The following is a 19,072-nucleotide window of genomic DNA, read 5'->3' on the forward strand; positions in this document are numbered from 1 at the left end:
TATGAACCTTGCGACTTTGCGAAAGGAATTGAGCCCGTCATGATTTTGCCTTGGCTGATCCTGATCCCCTTCATCGGCGGCCTGCTGTGCTGGCTGGGTGAGCGCTTCGGCGCCACCCTGCCGCGCTGGATTGCGCTGCTGACCATGTCCCTGCTGCTTGGTATCGGCCTCTGGCTGTGGGCCAACGGGGACTACACCCTGGCCCCTGCACCGGGCGCCGCGCCCGAGTGGGCGTTCGAATTCAAAGTGCTGTGGATCGAACGCTTCGGCATCAGCCTGCACCTGGCCCTCGATGGCCTGTCGCTGCTGATGATCCTGCTCACCGGCCTGCTCGGTGTGCTCTCGGTACTGTGCTCGTGGAAAGAGATCACTCGCCACGTCGGCTTCTTCCACCTCAACCTGATGTGGATCCTGGGCGGCGTGGTCGGTGTGTTCCTGGCCCTGGACCTGTTCCTGTTCTTCTTCTTCTGGGAAATGATGCTGGTGCCGATGTATTTCCTCATCGCGCTCTGGGGTCACAGCTCCTCGGATGGCAAGAAGACCCGGATCTACGCCGCCACCAAGTTCTTCATCTTCACCCAGGCCAGCGGCCTGATCATGCTGGTGGCGATCCTTGGTCTGGTACTGGTCAACTACAGCAACACCGGTGTGATCACCTTCGATTACACCCAGTTGCTCAAGGCCGACCTGCCGGCGGGCACCGAGTACCTGCTGATGCTCGGCTTCTTCATCGCCTTCGCGGTCAAGCTGCCGGTTGTGCCGTTCCACTCCTGGCTGCCTGACGCTCACGCCCAGGCACCGACCGCAGGTTCCGTCGACCTCGCCGGTATCTTGCTGAAGACTGCGGCCTACGGCCTGCTGCGTTTCGCCCTGCCGCTGTTCCCGAACGCTTCGGCCGAGTTTGCGCCGATTGCCATGACCCTGGGTCTGATCGGGATTTTCTATGGTGCCTTCCTGGCTTTCGCCCAGACCGACATCAAGCGCCTGATCGCCTTCTCCAGCGTTTCGCACATGGGCTTCGTGCTGATCGGTATCTACTCCGGCAGCCAGCAGGCCCTGCAAGGCGCGGTGATCCAGATGCTGGCTCACGGCCTGTCGGCAGCGGCACTGTTTATTCTCAGTGGCCAGCTGTACGAGCGCCTGCATACCCGTGACATGCGTCAGATGGGCGGTCTGTGGCACCGCATTGCCTACCTGCCGGCCATCAGCCTGTTCTTCGCCGCCGCCTCCCTGGGCCTGCCAGGCACCGGTAACTTCGTTGGCGAATTCCTGATCCTGATCGGCAGCTTCGTCGCTTCGCCGTGGGTCACCGTGATCGCTACTTCCGGCCTGGTGTTCGGTTCGGTGTACTCGCTGATCATGATTCACCGCGCCTACTTCGGCCCGGCCAAATCCGATGAAGTCCTGGCTGGCATGGACACCCGCGAACTGATCATGGTGCTGGGCCTGGCTGGCCTGCTGATCCTGCTGGGCGTCTACCCACAGCCGTTCCTGGACACTTCTGCCGCCACCATGAGTGGTGTACAGCAGTGGCTGGGTTCCGCTTTCACTCAACTCGCTTCGGCCCGGTAAGAGCGCTATGGACCTGACGATTCAACACTTTATCGCGCTTGCGCCGCTGCTGATCACCACCATCACCACGGTCGTGGTGATGCTGGCGATCGCCTGGCGGCGCAACCACTCGCAAACCTTCCTGCTGTCGACCGTGGGCCTGAACCTGGCCCTGCTGTCGATCATCCCGGCGCTGAAGGTTGCGCCCCTGGCGGTCACCCCGCTGCTGACCATCGACAACTTCGCCTGCCTGTACATGGCGCTGATCCTGGTTGCCACCCTGGCTTGCGTCACCCTCGCCCACGCCTACCTGGGTGATGGCGGCAAAGGCTACCCGGGCAACCGCGAAGAGCTGTACCTGCTGATCCTGATGTCCGCCCTGGGCGGTCTGGTACTGGTCAGCGCGCAGCACCTGGCTGGCCTGTTCATCGGCCTTGAGCTGCTCTCGGTACCGGTCTATGGCCTGGTCGCCTATGCCTTCTTCAACAAGCGTTCGCTGGAAGCCGGCATCAAGTACATGGTGCTCTCGGCCGCAGGTTCCGCCTTCTTGCTGTTCGGCATGGCGCTGTTGTATGCCGACGCTGGCAGCCTGAGCTTCGACGGCATTGGCAAGGCCCTGGCGGCCACCAGCATGCCAAGCATGATCGCCCAGCTGGGCCTGGGCATGATGCTGGTCGGCCTGGCGTTCAAACTGTCGCTGGTGCCGTTCCACCTGTGGACCCCGGACGTCTACGAAGGTGCTCCGGCACCGGTCGCCGCCTTCCTGGCCACCGCCAGCAAGGTCGCGGTGTTCGCCGTCGTCGTACGCCTGTTCATGATCTCCCCTGCGGCCAGCAGCGGCGTATTGACCACCGTGCTGTCGGTGATCGCCGTGGCCTCGATCCTGATCGGTAACCTGCTGGCGCTGACCCAGAGCAACCTCAAGCGCCTGCTCGGTTACTCCTCGATCGCCCACTTCGGTTACCTGCTGATCGCCCTGGTGGCGAGCAAGGGCCTGGCGGTCGAAGCCATCGGCGTGTACCTGGTCACCTACGTGATCACCAGCCTCGGTGCCTTCGGCGTCATCACCCTGATGTCCTCGCCATACAACGGTCGTGACGCCGACGCCCTGTACGAGTACCGCGGCCTGTTCTGGCGCCGTCCGTACCTGACCGCGGTGCTGACCGTGATGATGCTGTCGCTGGCCGGTATCCCGCTGACCGCAGGCTTCATCGGCAAGTTCTACATCATCGCTACCGGCGTCGAGTCGCAGCTGTGGTGGCTGGTCGGAGCCCTGGTGATCGGTAGTGCCATCGGCGTGTTCTACTACCTGCGCGTGATGGTCACCCTGTACCTGATCGAGCCAAACCTGCGTCGCCACGACGCCCCGCTGAATTGGGAACAGCGCACCGGCGGCGTGATGCTGCTGGCCATCGCCATCCTCGCCTTCGTCCTGGGCGTGTACCCGCAGCCGTTGCTGGACATGGTCCAGCATGCAGGCCTGCAACTGATCGGTTGATCGATCAGGCACTGATAAACACCCCGCTTCGGCGGGGTGTTTTGTTTTGGGCTGCTCTGCAACCATCGCTGGCAAGCCAGCTCCCACAGGATTTGGTGATGATCCTGTGGGAGCTGGCTTGCCAGCGATGGGGCCGGTACAGATCGGCGACTGTGCTTCGTCTGATAGTTGCGACGTCAGATACCCGCTCTCAGTCCTGGAACCCCATCGATGCGTCCCACCCTACCCCGCTCCTCCCTCGCCTTGCTGATCTCCTGTGCCGCGTCGGTGCAGGCCAGCGATAGCATCGAACTCGGCCAGGTGCTGATCCAGGAACAGGAGCAGAGCGAACTGCAAGATGCTCGCGAACGCCTGCAGCAGGTGCCCGGCGCCAGCAACCTGATCGACATGCAACGGGTGGAGCAAGGCCGGGTCGCCAGCAACCAGGATGTGCTCGCCTACCAGCCCGGGGTGTTCGCCCAGTCGGCAGGCAACGACGGCATCAAGCTGTCGATCCGGGGTTCGGGTATCAACCGCGCCCCCGGCGCTCACGGCTCGGGTGTGTACACGATGTTCGACGGCCTGCCGCTGACCGGCCCGGGCGGCACGCCCTATGAACTGTTCGAACCACTGTGGCTGAGCCGCGCCGAAGTGCTGCGCGGTGCCAACGGCTTCGACCGCGGCGCGTTGGCGCTGGGCGGCGCTATCGACTACATCACCCACACCGGCCGCGACGCCGCACCGCTGCAACTGCGCTACGAGCTCGGCAGTCGCGGCTATGCCAAACGCCAGATCAGCTCCGGCCAGGTCCTGGGCGACCTGGACTACTACGTGGCGCTGACCGACTCGGAATACGACGGCTACCAGCGGCACAGCAGCGGCAGCAGCAAGGGCATCGCCGCCAATGTCGGCTACCGCTTCAATCCGAACCTGGAGACCCGCTTCTACCTGCGTTATCGAGAGACCGAGAATGACCTGGCCGGGCGCTTGACCCAGGAGCAGATCAAGCATGATCCGCGCGGGGCCAACCCGGCCTACCTGAGCCGCGACGACAGCCGTCCGCAGCCGGGCAGCACCTGGCTGGGCAACAAGACCACCTTCTATCTCGATGATGACTCGCAGCTCGAAGCAGGCCTGGTCTATCACGATTATCCGATGGACCTGCGCGAAGGTCCGATGCGCCTGAAGGTCGCCTACACCGACGTCAGCGGCACCCTGAATTATCAGCGCCGCCACACGCTGTTCGGCCACGAAAGTAAAACCACCGTCGGCTGGCGCACCACCAAGCACTTGCCCAACAGCGGCGCTTCGCAATACGCGCGGGCCAATGGCGTATTCGGGGCGAAAACCCGGGACTTCACCTACCAGGGCTCGGACACTGTCCTGCATGTCGGCAACGAACTGGAACTGATCCCCGACCTGTGGCTGACCAGTGGCCTGGCGGCGATCTACACCCGCCGCGAGAGCGCGGTGACCTACCCCGACAATGGCGGCAAGGTCAGCCAGAGCGATTGGGACTACGCCCCGCGCCTGGGCCTGCGCTACGACATCAGCCCGCAGTTGCAGGTCTATGGCAACCTCAGCCGTTCGGTGGAGCCGCCGCACCCGTGGTCGCTGATCTGGAGCTCGACCAGCAACACGCAACCGATTGAAATGCACAACCAGACCGCCACTACCCTGGAGCTGGGGGCCCGCGGCGAGTCGGCCATCGGCCGCTGGGACCTGGCCTGGTATTACTCGGACGTACGCCATGAGCTGCTGGCGGTGGAGATCGTGCCAGGCCAGCCCGCCAAGGAGTTCAACGCCAGCCCGACCGTGCACCAGGGCATCGAGGCCGGCCTTGACAGCCTGCTGTGGCAGCGCGCCGGGGTCGGCAAGCTGAGCCTGCGCCAGGCCTACACCTTCAGCGACTTCCACTACCGCGACGACGATACCTTCGGCGACAACCGCCTGCCGGGCATCCCCATGCACTACTACCAGGCCGAATTGCGCTTCGACCTGCCCAGCGGCCTGTTTGCAGGGATCAACACGCAGATGGCCTCCAAGGTCCAGGTCGACTACGCCAACAGCTACCCGACCGACGCCTATGCCATTCTCGGCGCCACCCTGGGCTACAACTCGCCGAAACAGGACTGGCAAGCCTGGCTCGACCTGCGCAACCTGACCAACAAACGCTATGCCGCCACCGTCACCCCCGGCTACAACGACAACGGTACCGACATTGCCCGCTCGACCCCGGGCGAAGGCTTCGGGGTCTATACCGGGGTGTCCTACAGCTTCCGTTAACTGGGCAATTGCACCTGCGGTTTGGTCGAGACGAAGATCGCCCAGCTGGACATGAACAGCGCGGCGATCAGCGGGCCGATGACAAAACCGTTGAGGCCGAACACTGCCAGGCCACCAAGGGTCGAGACCAGGATCAGGTAATCGGGCATCTTGGTGTCCTTGCCCACCAGGATCGGGCGCAGCACGTTGTCCACCAGGCCGATAACGAACACGCCGAAGGCGGCCAGCACCGCGCCTTGCCAGAAGGCGCCGGTGGCGACGAAGTACACCGCCACCGGCGCCCAGACGATCCCTGCGCCCACTGCCGGCAACAGTGACAGAAAAGCCATCAGCACGCCCCAGACCAAGGCGCTGGGGATGTCGAGAATCCAGAAGATGATCCCGCCCAGGGCGCCCTGGGTCACCGCCACCAGCAGGTTGCCCTTGACCGTGGCGCGTACCACGCGGTTGAACTTCAGTTGCAGACGGCGCTTTTGCTGTTCGGCCAGCGGCACCGCGGTGCGGATCTTGCGCACCAGCTCGGCGCCGTCACGCAGGAAGAAATACAGCAGGTAAAGCATGATGCCGAAGCTCACCAGAAAATCGAAAGTCCCCTGGCCGAAGCTGAAAGCCTGAGTGGCGAAGAACTGGCTGCCTTGCATGGCGCCCTTGGTGATTTTATCGCGCAAGCCGGCCAGGTCGCCCATGCCCATGCGCTCGAGGAAATTCTGCACAAAGGCCGGGAGGATGTTCTTGAAGCGCTCGAGGTAGCCGGCCAGGTCCAGCTCGCCGCTTTCAATGTTCTTGTACAGCGCCGCGCCCTCCTGCACCAGCAGGGTACTGATGATGATCACCGGCAAAATTGCGATGACCAGGCAGATGAACAGGGTCAACCCGGCCGCCAGGTTGCGCCGCCAGCCCAGGCGCGCCAGCAGGCGGCGCTGCAGCGGGGCGAAGACGATACCGAGGATCACCGCCCAGAACACCGCGCCATAGAACGGCAGGAGAATCCAGATGAAAGCGATGGTCACCAGCACCAGCAGTGCCAGTAACGCCTTGTGTTGCATGACGGTTTCGTTCATGTGCGCTCCTTGTGCGTTCTATTCATTAGTGCGCCGGGCATTGCCAAAAGTGCCGTTGATGCAGATCAATAAACACTAGCTGCAGCCGGCGTAGCATCCGCGCCTTTTGCCGCGACCCGATCATGACCCTTCTCGCCAAACCCGAACTGCTCGCCCCCGCCGGCTCACTGAAGAACATGCGCTATGCCTTCGCCTACGGCGCCGATGCCGTGTATGCCGGGCAGCCGCGCTACAGCCTGCGTGTGCGCAACAACGAATTCGACCACGCCAACCTTGCCTTGGGCATCAAGGAAGCCCAGGCCCAGGGCAAGCGCTTCTACGTGGTGGTCAACATTGCCCCGCACAACGCCAAGCTCAAGACCTTCCTCAAGGACCTGGCGCCAGTGATCGAAATGGCCCCGGATGCACTGATCATGTCCGACCCGGGGCTGATCATGCTGGTGCGCCAGCACTTCCCGCAGATGCCGATTCACCTCTCGGTGCAGGCCAACACGGTGAACTGGGCCAGCGTCGAGTTCTGGCGCAGCCAGGGTCTGACCCGGGTAATCCTGTCGCGCGAGCTGTCGCTGGAAGAGATCGAGGAGATTCGCCAGCAGGTGCCGCAGATGGAACTGGAAGTGTTCGTCCACGGCGCGCTGTGCATGGCCTACTCCGGTCGCTGCCTGCTGTCGGGTTATCTGAACCGCCGCGATGCCAACCAGGGCAGTTGCACCAACGCCTGCCGCTGGCAATACACAGCCACCGCGGCCAGCGAGAATGTCACCGGTGAAATCGTTCGCGAAGTGCAGCCGACCCTGGGCCTCGGCGCGCCGACCGAGCAGGTGTTCGTGCTGCAGGAAAGCAACCGCCCGGGCGAAGACATGCCGGCGTTCGAAGACGAGCACGGCACCTACATCATGAACGCCAAGGACCTGCGCGCGGTGCAGCATGTCGAACGGCTGACGCGCATGGGCGTGCATTCGCTGAAGATCGAGGGCCGGACCAAGTCGCACTTCTACTGCGCGCGCACTGCCCAGGTGTATCGCCAGGCCATCGATGACGCGGCAGCCGGGCGTGAGTTCGATCGCAACCTGATGCTCAACCTCGAGTCACTGGCCCAGCGCGGCTATACCGAGGGCTTCCTGCGCCGGCACGTGCATGACGAATATCAGAACTACCAGCGCGGCAACTCGGTGTCCGAACGCCAGCAGTTTGTCGGCGAACTGAGCGGCGAGCGGGTCAATGGCCTGGCTGAAGTGCGGGTGAAGAACCGTTTTGCTGTGGGTGATCACCTGGAACTGATGACACCCAAGGGCAATTACCACTTCGACTTGCATCAGTTGCGCAATCGCCAGGGTGACGAAATCGAGGTAGCACCGGGGGATGGGCACACGGTGTATTTACCGATCCCCGAGCAGGTAGACCTGGCCTTCGGTTTGCTGCTCAGGGATCTGGTTGACTGAATCAAGGCGCGGACGTGGCCACCGTCGCGCCTTCAACCTCGCGAATCACTTGCAAGCGGTACTGCGGATCGGCCTTGATCTGCGCCTCGGTGAACGGAATCACCTGCCACTGTTTGGCCGAGAACGCGCGGGTCTGGTCGCTGGCATGGGCCGAACCCGCTTCGCTGGACTCGGAGAACGCCAGCATCCCCAGCGCATGCGGGCCCTGGTCATCGAAGGTCACCAGCTGCAGGTAGCTGGTACCGCTGACTACCAGGCGCTTGTCGGCGGCGACCGGTACGCTCTGGATTGCGTTGTACACGCCAAGGCTTGCCGGCCCACCGTGGATCGGCGTGCCATCGGCAGCCTGCTGGATCTGCCCCCAGCGCGCGTCCTCGGCGAAACCGGCCTTGCTTACCTGCGCAACTGAAGCCAGGGCTGCCTCACGCAAGGCGCTGGCCACCTCGGCGCGATCAACGGCCAGCCCGCGCGGCGTGTGTTGCGGATCGGCGGCGTCGAAACCAACACGCCAGATGTCCTTGCGCCCCTGCAAGGCCTGCAAGATGTTCTGGAAATGCACCAGGCCAAGGCCACTGTCGAGGTTGGCGCGCAGGTCCCAGGCCTTGAGGCTGGTACACAGCGCGCCGAGCTTGGCATCTGCCGCTTGCGCGGCGCACCAGTTGAGCAGGTCGGGCATGACCAGCTCGGCGACATACACCTGGTTGTCCATGACCATCTGCTGCAGGTCCGCCGGGCTGATCTTGCCCTTCTCGCTCAGGCTCGCCAGGCGCTGCAGGGCAAAGCGGCTGCGCGGGCCCAAGGGTTGGTCTTCGCGGCTGACCAGCGGCGAATAGCCCTGCAACGGTGTGGCCGGGTTGACCATCCAGGCCGAGTCGTTGGAATGCTGGACGAAGTCCTTGCGGCTCAGGCTCGGTAGCAGTTGCGCGGGGAAGATGCCTGCCTGGGCGGCCCGCGGGTCGACCTTCCAGTTGCAGGCACTGCGCGAACCGTCGAGCACGATCATCTCCTGCCCGGCGGCCGGGTCGCTGCAGCTGGCCAGCAAGGCGGCATCGACGTACGGCACCACCGACTGATTCAAGTACAGCGCCTGACCCTTGGCGTCCACCGCCAGGGTATTGACCCAGGGAATGCCCTGCAGGCGCTGCACCGAAGCTTGCAGGCTTTTCAGGCTGTCGGCGCGGTTCATCGCATCCCACTGCGCCAGCACCCGGGTGTTTTCGAGGTTGGCATCACGCAGGCTGAAGGCGTACTGCTTGTTCCAGTCCAGGCGCCCCGGCCATTGCACGATCGGGCCGAATACCGAGCTGTAGACCTCACGGGTCAGCGGCTTGAGCTGGCCGTCCGCGCCCTTGACCGTCACGTTCAGGCGCTGCTGGGTCAAGGCCTGCGACTTGCCGTCGAGCAGGTAGCGGGTCGGGTCCTTGGGGTCGAGCTCCAGCCGGTACAGGGTGAAGTGCTTGGAGGTGTCGACCGTGTGGGTCCAGGCCAGGTGCTGGTTGAAGCCGATGTTGATCAGCGGCAAGCCCGGCAGGGCCGCGCCCATGGCATCCAGTTTGCCCGGCAGGGTCAGCTGCATCTGATAAAAGCGCATGCCGCCGGCCCAGGGAAAGTGCGGGTTGGCCAGGAGCATGCCGCGACCGTTGAATGAGCGCTCGGCACCGATGGCCACGGCATTGCTGCCGCGCTCGACAGCAAACTGCTCCTGGCGCAACTGGGCGATACGCAGGTCGGGGCGCAACTGGGCGACGACATTCGGCGGTGTGGCCCCGGCCAGTGCTTCGGCGAACTGGCCGACACCGCCTTCGACCAGCAAGCGGCGAGTCAGCTTGACCAGGTCGAGGGTGGTGATCGGCCGTAGCCATTCGGCCTGCAGGCACTGCACGCCCTGCCCCTGGGCCTTGAACTCGGCCAGCGCGCGGTTGTAGCCCTTGGCATAGCCTTCGAGCCGTGCACGCATGGCCGGCGGTTGTGCCTGCCAGAAGCCGAACACCGCCGTTGGCGTATTCAGCCAATTGAAAAACAGGTCGCTGGGCAGGTTTTCGCGCTGCTCGAAGGTGCGCTGTTCTGGCCCGAAGTAACGCGAACGCTCGCCATTGACGGTGACCACCTCGTTAGCCAGCAGGCACAGGTTGTCTTGTGCATAGGCATAGCCGATACCGTACCCCAAGCCCTGCTCGTCCCTGGCCAGGATGTGCGGCACGCCGTAACTGCTGCGGCGGATTTCAGCGCTGGCATCACCCGGCGCCACGCGCGCCTGGACGGACAGGCTCAGGCCGGCAAGCAGCCCGGCCATACAAAGGGTCGCTAAGGGAAAGGGCTTGATCACGCGCACTCCAGCTCAATCAGGGGAAAGGTCGTCCTGACTGAACGAAATACGCCAAATAAATTTACCGGTTTGCGCCGCTCAATACGTCTTTAGAGGGTGAGGCTGAAGATTTTTTTCATCAGGTACTGCAGTTTTGCCGCGCTCATTCGTCTTATAGGTGTAGGCAAACACTTTTGCTTACCTGGACAGGCCAAGAAATGGAGCATTCACATGTACAACCAGCCACAGCCAGCGCTAACCGCTGGCCCTGGACGCACAAAGAGCCAACCGGTGACTGCAAGAACCGAAGCCGGCGAGCACGAGCGCCCTGGCAATGAACACATCCGCGAGCTGCTCAAGGCCTTTGGCCTGCGTACCAGCCTGATCCGCCTGAAGGTCATCGATGCCCTGCACATGGCCGATCGCGATGGCCGCAGTATCGGCGTGCGCGGGGTCCACAGCCAGCTCGAACAGCTGGATATTCCGCTGTCGTTCCTCAGCGTTCGCGAAGTGCTCAAGCGTTTGTGCGCCGAAGGCGTGATCAGTCTGGGCAACGACAAGTGCTACAGCCTCAACCCCCAGGCCCGCGCAGTACTGGAGCAAGCCACCTGCCGTTGAGCGACCGGCCGGCGCGCAGCCGGCCGCGCTTACCGCCTCAGGGCTTGACCTTGCGGCGCATGATGCCGTTGACCACCACCACAACCACCGCCACGGCAATGGCGATGTACTGGAACACTTGCTCGCTGATGGTGCCCTGCTTTTGCAGGTAGGACAGTCCGAGCATGATCCCCAGCACCAGCAGGGAGATCAGGATGGAGTATTTCAGGCGTTGACCTTGAGTCATGGGTAGTTCCTTGCGACATCGGCGAAAAGCCCCGAAGCGGGCCGAGCGCATGATACAACGTCACCCGCAGGCAGCGGACTATTTCCCGCTTCTGCCCGCCCCGCAGCATTGCCAACATGGCTTCCCGGACGACTGCCCAGACCAACGCAAGGATCACCATGTCGATGCGAACCCTGCTGCTCAGCCTGGCGCTGCTCGGCCCCCTCAATGCCCATGCCCTGCCCACCGAATCCCAACCTCAGGCTTTGCTGCTGGAACTGGCTGCACAATTGGCGCACAGCGCCGGCAGTAGCCAGTGGCAACAACTCTGGCAACGCAGCCGACAGGCCGGGCATCTGCACAGCAACCCGCACACCGAGCATTTCGATGTGCCCCAGGCACAAATTCCGGCACTGGTAGCCAGCACCCTGGCCAGCGCCGATCAGGCACGACCGTTGAAGCAGACGCAGGTGCGCTATCGCCGCGACTTTCACCCCAGGGTCATCGGCAAGGCTGGCACGCAGGCGTTGACCGCCCTGTGCGTGTGGGTCGACTGGCGCAGTTTCCCCGAACAGGGCGTCAGCCATCCAACCCCCTACCTGGGCCAGGTCAGCCTGTTGCTGGCACGCCCTTGCGAGTAAGCATGGGTGGCTCAACCTAGGAAGGTCACCATCGCCATGGCACCCGGTAATCAAGGCGTTGCGCTTACGTCGCAATTCATTTCCCACCCATCGGCATGGTTCGTCCTACAGAAAGCGTACATAAAGCCCTCCCTTGCCGCCCCACTTGCTGCCTAGCCCGCCTTCCGTCCAGTAGCCGAGAATCCAGCTCAAGCCACGACAGACAGATGCGATTTGTCGCATTGACGCTGCCTGCAATGGCCCTAGCTGCCTGGCACGGATCATCAAGGTGCCGAACTATCGCCTACAAGGAAGTCACCATGGAACTGAGCGACCTGAACCGTATCGATATCGAACAACTGCCCCACTCGCTGCAGATGCTGATCGAATGCCTGGGCATCGAGAATGCCTACAACCTGACCTGCGCCTTTGGCGGGCGCCCCAAGTACATCCCCAAGCACCGCGAACGCACCGCACTGGCGGAAATTCTCCCGGCGCCGGCGCTGGATGCGCTGATCAAGCGCTTCGCCGGCATGGCCCTGGAGATCCCCAAGGTTGACCATTTTCTGCGCCAGCTGCGCAACCAGCAAATCCAGCAGGAAAGCGCCGACGGTCTGTCACGCAGCATGCTCGCCAACAAGTACGGCTTGAGCCTGCGCCAGATCGGCAATATCCGTCGCCAGGAACCCTGCCCGCGCTAAGCGTCATCGACTTGAGCCGATAACTCCGGCATTCAAGGCAACCCCGCACAATGATGTGCAATCAAGACAAGGAAATCTCTGATGGCAACAATCGACAATGGCCTGATCGGCTCGGTAATGAACGCCTTGCCACTGGACCGGATGATCTCGGGACCTCTGCAGGCGATGATCCAGGCACAGATTTCGGCAAGCAAGTCCTACGCCGACTTTCTTATGGGCGTGTGCATCCAGAATGGCAAAGCCGTCGCCATTCAATTCGACTACGACGAAACCATCACCGATGAACAAGGGGTGTACAAGGGAACTGTCTCGAAGAAGATGCAGATCCCGCTGCTGGCAGCGGTCACTCACCCCAACATCGTCATCGAAGAAGGCAACATCGAATTCGAACTGACCATCAGCCAGCAAGCCGAGAGCACCGAAGAGAGCGGCAAAGAGGCAAGTTTCGGCGCGTCGCTGGGCTGGGGCAAATTCAGGCTCAATGTCAAAGGCCAGGTCAGCCACAAATCCACTCAAACGCGCAAAACCGATACCCGTGCACGTTACGCCTTCAACACCAAGGTACGCCGCCAGGACCCACCCGAGGCGCTGATGCGGGTCATCGACTTTCTCACCGACGCTGCGACCAAGCCTGTGGTCATGGCCGATGCCACCGCGCAAAACCTCGATGCGATGCCGGTTTCGGCACTGCCGATGCCTGACGAACAGGAAAGCCGCAAAGAAACAGCCATCTGATCGTGCAGCATAAATAAAAACCCAGGCCTCTCATGCTCGAGAGGCCTGCTGACGAGCACAAGGAGTGGGAACGATTGGACCAAACCTCGGCAGTGAACGCCCCCATTACCGCCAGCGACCTCTGTGATATTACCCGCGGCCTGCAGGAAGCCGCTGCGGCCACCAACCACCTGATTGCCCAGCAGTACATCAAGCTGTTCGACCAGTTTTTCGACTACGACGCCGAGACGCTTGGCGCGCCGATGAAAGCCAAGATGGTCGAAGTGGCAATGGATGACCAGCACACCATGCAGATCCCGCTGATCGCGCTGGTGTCGCCGCGCGGGCTGGCACTGGAGCGCATGCAGGTCGACCTGTCGGTACGGATTCAAAACACCGAGACCACCGATGCCAGTGAAAACCTGCAGCGCGAACGCTTCTATGTGACGGTCGGCAGCCAGGGCAAACGCAACGGCGATGCCGCACGCGACCCCGATGAAGTACAGATCCGCATGCAGTTCCAGGCCTGTGAGCCACCGGAAGCGTTGAACCGGCTGATCGAGGAGTACACCAGCCTGATCACTCCGCAGCGGGTGTCCACGCCGGCCCAACCCACGATCGACAGCAACGAGTTCATCGCAGCGGCGACCGTGCGCTGATCATTGGCGCCTCTAGAAATCACGTTTGTAAAAGATATCCAGGGAACTGGCCAGGCCACTGGCCGCCTCCAGGTAAACCTTCTTGCTGAGCTTGTAGCGCAAGGCGATGGTGTTGGCCGGCTCGAACACACCCACCCCGTAACGCAGGCTCAAGCGCTCGGTCAGGTTGCCGCTGGCGACCACCGCCGTGTTGTTGCCGCTGCCCTGGGTGTCGAGCTGGAAGTCATCGATGCCCAGGCTCGAGGCCAGGCTGCCGGTGATCCCGGCACTGCCCGCCAGGCCCAGGCCGAGCGCCGCTTCGGCTAGCATGTTGTTATCTTCGCCAGTGGTGCCCAGCGGCCGGCCGAGCACCAGGTAGGACAAGGCCTGCTCCTGGCTCATGGCCGGCTCCGAGAACACCTGGGTGGTGGGCTGCTCGGCGCTGCCGGTCAAGCGGATGCCGGCAATCACGTCATCGGTCTTGCGAATTGCCTCGATGTCCAGGTACGGCTGATCGATAGGGCCGGCAAACAGCAAGCGCGCACGGCGGATGGTCAGGCGCTGGCCATAGGCACGGTAGCGACCATCGGCCAGGCTCAGTTCGCCGCGGGTATCGAGGTTGTCGCCGATATGCACGTGCCCGAGCAGGTTGGCGGTAAGGCCAAAGCCGCTGAACGAGAGCTTGTCCTGGCCCACCTGCACGTCGATATCCATGGCCATGGCCATCGGCGCTTTGCCCTCCTCGGTCTGGTGACCGAGGATCACCGTGTCATCGGAGACCTTGACCGTCGACGGCGGCAGTTCACGCACGGTGATCTTGCCCTTGGGCACCAGCACCTTGCCAGTCACCGCAAGCTTGTCGTCAATCAGGCTGATTTTCAGGTCCGGGGCCACTTCGAGGGCCGCATAGGGTTCGACGTTGACCGGCAGGCGCTGGCCCTGCAGCGCCAGGTTTACAGCCAGGGCCTGGCCCCAGCCGATCTGCCCGTTCAGGCTGCCCTGGCCGCTTTCGCCGCTTTTCCAGCTGCCGTTGAGCTGGACCTGTTCGCCGGCGATCAACGCTTGCAGTTGCAGGTCCTGAAGGCTGATCGGCAGCTCGGCACCGCTGATTTCGCCATGTACAAGGTTCAGGCTGCCATTGACCTGAGGCGCCAGCAAAGTGCCAGACAGGCGCCCGCTGCCATTGAGCTGGCCATTCAAACGCTCGACCATCGGCGCAAACGGACGGCCGATGGCCAGGTCCAGGCCGCTGAGGCGGAAGTCACCGCTCAACGGTTTGTTCTTTGCCAACGGGTCAAGCCGGGTATTGACCGCCAGCTCGCCGAGCTTGTCACCGTGAAAGTCCAGGCGGGTATCGATGCGCCGCGGGCCCAGGGTGCTTTGCAGGCGCAGGGTCTGGTAGGGGAAGTCCAGCCATTGGTCCTTTTCACGCACGCGCAAGGTGCCGCCGCTGGCATCGATGAGGATGGTGCCCTTGGGCCCGCTGGCCGGCACATCGAGGTTGATGTCGGCATTGAGCAGGCCCTGCCAGGCAAAATCCTTGGGCAGCCACTGCGCCAGGCTCTGCAGCGGGAACTGCTTGAGGTGATAGCGCAGGCGTGGCTCGGGCGCCAGGCGCTGGTCTTCGCCGCACAGGCTGGCCTGGCCGGAACGCCAGCAATGGGCGCCGAACTCCACCTGGCCGCTGGCCAGGCGCTGCAGTTTTGCCGGCGCCTGCAGGCGCCAGTCCTGGCCACCGGCCTGGATTTCGCCGCTTGCCAGGCGCCCGCGCCAGTTGCCCTTGTCCAGTTGCCCATCCAGGCCCAGGTCAAGCTTGAGCTGCGGCCCGTCCAGGGCCAGTTGCAGCTTTTGCTGACGAACATCACCGCTGCCCTTGGCCGTGAGCATCCCCAGGCTGGTATCGCCCAGGCGAATACTGCCGGCCTCAAGGTCGATGAGTGCACGTTGGGCGTTGTCCAGACGTGCATCCAGGCTCAGTCGCTGCACGCGATTGTCAGCCTGGGCCAGTTGCTGGCCCTGCAGAACGAAGCTGCCTTGGGGGGCCTGCAAGGTACCGGCAACCTCCAGGCGGCCCTTGACCTGGCCTTGCAGCTGCGGCCAGAGCTGGCCCAGGCGTGGCAGGTTGATATCGATCTGACCGGCCAGACGCTGTTGCAGGCTGCCACTGCCATTGATGTGGTTGTCGCCCAGGCGGATGTCCAGGGTGCCCAGGGTCCATTGCTGCCCTGCCCCTTGCGCCAGCGCTTTGAGCACAGCGGGCTGGCCACGCAGTCGACCCTTGAGGTCAAGCTCGGCATCCAGACGCAACTCGCCGTTTTTCATCTCGCCCTTGCTGCGCAAGGGGCCAGCCAGGGTGCCGGGCAACTCGGCCAGCCAGTACGCAGGGTTCAACGCCGACAGCTCCAGCGCGGCATCCCAGGCCACGCCATCGGCAAACTGCACGCCGACACTGCCGGTGGCCTTGCCTTGGCCCGCGCTCAGCTGAAGCTGCGCCAGGCTGACTTGCTTGAGGTCGCCCTTGAACGGGCTACTGAGGCTGAAGGTGCCTGCCGGGCCGTCCAGGTCGCCGTTGAATTCGCCCTGGTAGTTGCCATCGCGGTATTGCACCTGGCCGGTGAAGCGGCGCAGGGAAACTTCCGGTGCCGGGTCCATGGGATAGAGGCGCAGCCAGGGAAAATCCAGCCAGTCGATGCTGGCGTCTGCGCTCAGGCCTTGCTGCCAGTCGGCCTTGGCCTTGAGCTTGAGCGCCTGCTCGGCGCTGGCACTGAGGTCCAGGGCGCTGACTTCTGCACCCTTGGCATCAACCCGGCCTTGCAGCTTGAGCGCCACCGGGCCCTGTTCGGCAGGCAGGCTGGCTGAACCGAGCAGTTGATAGCCGTTTTGCAGGTTGCCCTTGGCGCTCAGTTGCAACTGGTTCAGTTGCAAGGTGTCGGGCAGCGCGGCCGAAGGTTTGAACGCCTCGCTGCTGATCTGCAGTTGCGCTGGCAGATTCTGCGCCAGTGCCTGCAGCTCGCCGCTCAGGCGCGCTTGCAGATAACCGCTGCTGTCAGCCGTGAGCTTGAGGGTTTTCTGCAGGTCGCCGTCGACCTGCAACGCCAGTTGCCAGGGTTGCCCGTCGACACTGGGCAACTGCAGCTGCCCCTGGGCCTGCAGCGGCCAATCGGCTTCGGGCTTGAGCAGGCCCTGCAGGTTCAACTTGAGATCATCGCGTTGCAGTTGCAGGCTGTCGATCTGCAGCCCGCCAGTGGTCCAGTGCGCGGCCAGTTGCAACTGGCTGAGCTGTTCGTTGCCATCCAGGCGTAGCTGGCCGATGCGCACACTGCCAAGCTCAATGGCCAGCGGCAGCTTGAGTTGCGGCAGTTGCAACGGCCCGCTGTCGGGCTTCGGCTCGCCAGGGGCGAAGGCCAGGTTGACCTGATCGGCTTGCAGCTGCTCGATGCACAGGGTCATACGCAGCAGGCAGGCCGGCGACCAGGCCAATGCCGGCGCGACCAGCTCGACGCGATCGCCGCCTTGTTCCCACAGCAAGCGCTCGGCCTGCCACTGCCCGGCCAGGCGGCCCTGAAAGTTATCCAGTTGCAACCCCGGCACCAGCCCCAGTGCCCAGCGGCTGCCGGCCTGAGTACCGAGCACCAGGCCGACACCCAGCACCAGCAACAGCAGCAAGGCCAGCAGGCCAAGAACGATGAATTTGATAACCCGACTCACAGTTCCGGCCCCATGGAGAAGTGCAAACGCAAACCGCCGTCGTCGTCCAGCGCGCGGGCCAGATCCAGACGCAGCGGCCCGACCGGAGACACCCAGCGCACACCGATACCGACACCGGTCTTGAGGCTGGGAAGCTCCAGATTGTTGAATGAGTTGCCCTGGTCAACGAAGGTCGCCACCCGCCATTTCTCGGCAACCGAATACTGGTACTCGGCGCTGGCGGCCACCAGGTAACGGCCGCCGATGCGATCGCCATCGGAGTTCTTTGGCGACAGGGTCTGATAATCGTAGCCCCGCACGCTCTGGTCACCACCTGCGAAGAAGCGCAGCGACGGCGGAACGGAATTCTTGTAGCTGTTGGTGGCGCTACCGCCGAACTGCACACGGCCGAGGAAGCGATGGTTCTGGCCGAGGGTGGTCAGGCCCTTGAGCAACACATTGGCGTGCAGCAGGTTGGTGTCGGACACCAGCCCCTCCTTGGCTGCCTGTACATCGAACTGCAAGCGGTACCCGTTGTGCGGGTCGATACGGTTGTCACTGCGCAGGTAGGAATAGCTGATGCCGGGCATCAGCAGGTTGCTCAGGCCCGAGTCGTCACCGAGCTTGTACTCTTCGCGCTGGTACTTGAGCGAAATGACCCGCTGCCAGCCGCTGGGCAGTTTGCTGTGCCATTCCGGGCCGACCGTGAGCAGCTTGCTCACGGTGTCGGTGCCGGCGATTTCTTCATTCTGGTAGCCGCCGGCAAAACGCAGTTTGTCGGTCAGCGGCGGGTCGAGCGGAATGTCGTACCACAGGCCGACGTTCTGCCGCGGCGCCGACAGCTCGGTCTCCCAGCCATAACTATGGCCTTGCGGGTTGACCCAGTGGCGGGTCCAGTTGGCCTTGCCGCGCGGCCCGACGTCGGTCGAAAAACCCAGGCCCAGGCCCATGGTCCGTGGCTTGCGGGTGTCGAGTTGGACAGCCACCGGGATGCTCTGCTCGACCGCGGCAGTGGGCGCGGCATCGACCCGTACGCCTTCGAAGTAGCCGCTCGATTGCAGGGCGTTGTTGAGCTCGGCGATCAGCTCGGAATCGTAGGGGGTGTCGGCCTTGAACGGCACCATGCGTTGCAGCAGGTCTTCATCGAGCGGTGTATCGCCGGCGAAGCTGACCTTGCCCAGGCGGTAGCGCGGGCCGCTGGCGTAGATCAGCTCGATGTCGGCGACACCGGCCTGGGGATCGACCGCCAGGCGCTGGCGAACGAAATGGCCGCTGAAAAAGCCATAGCGCGAGGCCTGGTTCTGGATCAGGCGCTTGGCGTCTTCGTAATGGCCATGGTTGAGCACCGCGCCTGAGCGCAGCGCCTTGCTGTCGGGAATGCGAAAGGCCTTGAGCTCGCTGGCCGGGCCGTCGATTCGGATGGTCACATCACGCAGGTGCACCGGCTCGCCGGGATCGATGCTCAATACCAGTTGCGGGCCCTTGTCGGCCTTGGCCGCTGGCTTGACCTCGCTATCAATCTGCGCCTGGTAATAGCCCAGGGCCTGGGAGGCCTTGCGCGCCTGCTCGACTGCGCCGCGGCTGAAGCGCAGCAGCGCCTCTTCATCGCGTTTACCAAGGCTGCCGATATAGCCTTCGACATTGGCCTTGAGTTCGTTATTGGCAGGTTTGACCCGGACCACCAGCTCGCTTTGCGCATACGCGCCGATGCTGGCAACCCATAGAATCAAACCGCAGGTGAATCGTCCTGAATACGTCATAGGCGCG

Annotated in this window: 14 protein-coding genes; 9 read left to right on the forward strand and 5 right to left on the reverse strand. The window is 63.3% G+C overall.

Annotated features, from left to right (window positions below):
• Positions 1–39 precede the first annotated feature (39 nt).
• The 3 genes from nuoM to ACIOVF_RS24530 all read left to right on the forward strand — a co-directional run bounded on the left by nuoM (position 40) and on the right by ACIOVF_RS24530 (position 5,314).
• On the forward strand, positions 40–1,572 hold the full coding sequence (nuoM, locus tag ACIOVF_RS24520) for an NADH-quinone oxidoreductase subunit M (RefSeq protein WP_045201389.1): 1,533 nt from the start codon (positions 40–42) through the stop codon (positions 1,570–1,572).
• A gap of 7 nt (positions 1,573–1,579) precedes the next feature.
• Entirely contained in the window at positions 1,580–3,049 is a 1,470-nt protein-coding gene (gene nuoN, locus ACIOVF_RS24525; RefSeq protein WP_045201388.1) for an NADH-quinone oxidoreductase subunit NuoN, read from the forward strand.
• A 210-nt stretch (positions 3,050–3,259) separates the two neighbouring features.
• Entirely contained in the window at positions 3,260–5,314 is a 2,055-nt protein-coding gene (locus tag ACIOVF_RS24530) for a TonB-dependent receptor family protein (RefSeq protein WP_401293151.1), read from the forward strand.
• On the opposite strand, the gene ACIOVF_RS24535 is transcribed toward ACIOVF_RS24530, so the two are convergent.
• Positions 5,311–6,375: an AI-2E family transporter gene (locus ACIOVF_RS24535; protein ID WP_045201386.1), complete on the reverse strand. Its 1,065-nt coding sequence runs from the start codon at positions 6,373–6,375 to the stop codon at positions 5,311–5,313. The two genes, ACIOVF_RS24530 and ACIOVF_RS24535, sit on opposite strands and share 4 nt — an antisense overlap.
• A 122-nt stretch (positions 6,376–6,497) precedes the next feature.
• Between ACIOVF_RS24535 and yegQ the strand changes: the two genes are divergently transcribed.
• The gene (gene yegQ / locus ACIOVF_RS24540; protein ID WP_213601888.1) at positions 6,498–7,817 is read left to right on the forward strand and encodes a tRNA 5-hydroxyuridine modification protein YegQ; all 1,320 of its coding nucleotides are present in this window, start codon (positions 6,498–6,500) and stop codon (positions 7,815–7,817) included.
• A gap of 1 nt (position 7,818) precedes the next feature.
• On the opposite strand, the gene ACIOVF_RS24545 is transcribed toward yegQ, so the two are convergent.
• Positions 7,819–10,110 (reverse strand): acylase, encoded by a 2,292-nt coding sequence (locus ACIOVF_RS24545; protein WP_401293156.1) that lies wholly within the window; start codon positions 10,108–10,110, stop codon positions 7,819–7,821.
• A gap of 243 nt (positions 10,111–10,353) precedes the next feature.
• Between ACIOVF_RS24545 and ACIOVF_RS24550 the strand changes: the two genes are divergently transcribed.
• Positions 10,354–10,740 carry a fe2+ zn2+ uptake regulation protein gene (locus ACIOVF_RS24550; protein WP_045201383.1) on the forward strand — a complete coding sequence of 129 codons (387 nt, stop codon included), beginning with the start codon at positions 10,354–10,356 and terminating at the stop codon, positions 10,738–10,740.
• 37 nt (positions 10,741–10,777) lie between these two features.
• Here the strand turns inward: ACIOVF_RS24550 and ACIOVF_RS24555 are convergent, their stop codons facing one another.
• Positions 10,778–10,966: a hypothetical protein gene (locus ACIOVF_RS24555; protein WP_093384931.1), complete on the reverse strand. Its 189-nt coding sequence runs from the start codon at positions 10,964–10,966 to the stop codon at positions 10,778–10,780.
• A gap of 158 nt (positions 10,967–11,124) precedes the next feature.
• Between ACIOVF_RS24555 and ACIOVF_RS24560 the strand changes: the two genes are divergently transcribed.
• The 4 genes from ACIOVF_RS24560 (at position 11,125) to ACIOVF_RS24575 (ending at position 13,639) form a co-directional block, all read left to right on the forward strand.
• Positions 11,125–11,586: a hypothetical protein gene (locus ACIOVF_RS24560; protein WP_230090834.1), complete on the forward strand. Its 462-nt coding sequence runs from the start codon at positions 11,125–11,127 to the stop codon at positions 11,584–11,586.
• 299 nt (positions 11,587–11,885) lie between these two features.
• Positions 11,886–12,266, forward strand: a complete 381-nt coding sequence (locus ACIOVF_RS24565) for a Mor transcription activator family protein (protein WP_045201382.1) — start codon at positions 11,886–11,888, stop codon at positions 12,264–12,266.
• Positions 12,267–12,347: 81 nt separating this feature from the next.
• Positions 12,348–13,001 carry a DUF2589 domain-containing protein gene (locus tag ACIOVF_RS24570; protein ID WP_045201381.1) on the forward strand — a complete coding sequence of 218 codons (654 nt, stop codon included), beginning with the start codon at positions 12,348–12,350 and terminating at the stop codon, positions 12,999–13,001.
• Positions 13,002–13,105: 104 nt separating this feature from the next.
• A complete protein-coding gene (locus tag ACIOVF_RS24575) occupies positions 13,106–13,639 on the forward strand; it encodes a DUF2589 domain-containing protein (RefSeq protein ID WP_093387610.1) in 534 nt (177 codons plus the stop codon).
• A 12-nt stretch (positions 13,640–13,651) separates the two neighbouring features.
• On the opposite strand, the gene ACIOVF_RS24580 is transcribed toward ACIOVF_RS24575, so the two are convergent.
• Complete coding sequence (locus tag ACIOVF_RS24580) at positions 13,652–17,326, reverse strand: translocation/assembly module TamB domain-containing protein (RefSeq protein WP_401293163.1); 3,675 nt, start codon at positions 17,324–17,326, stop codon at positions 13,652–13,654.
• Positions 17,323–19,065, reverse strand: a complete 1,743-nt coding sequence (locus tag ACIOVF_RS24585; RefSeq protein WP_045201379.1) for an autotransporter assembly complex family protein — start codon at positions 19,063–19,065, stop codon at positions 17,323–17,325. The genes ACIOVF_RS24580 and ACIOVF_RS24585 overlap by 4 nt, the downstream gene beginning before the upstream one ends.
• Positions 19,066–19,072: the final 7 nt, after the last annotated feature.

The sequence above is a fragment of the Pseudomonas sp. NPDC087612 genome (genome assembly GCF_044743505.1).
In the GTDB taxonomy this organism is placed as follows: Bacteria; Pseudomonadota; Gammaproteobacteria; order Pseudomonadales; family Pseudomonadaceae; genus Aquipseudomonas.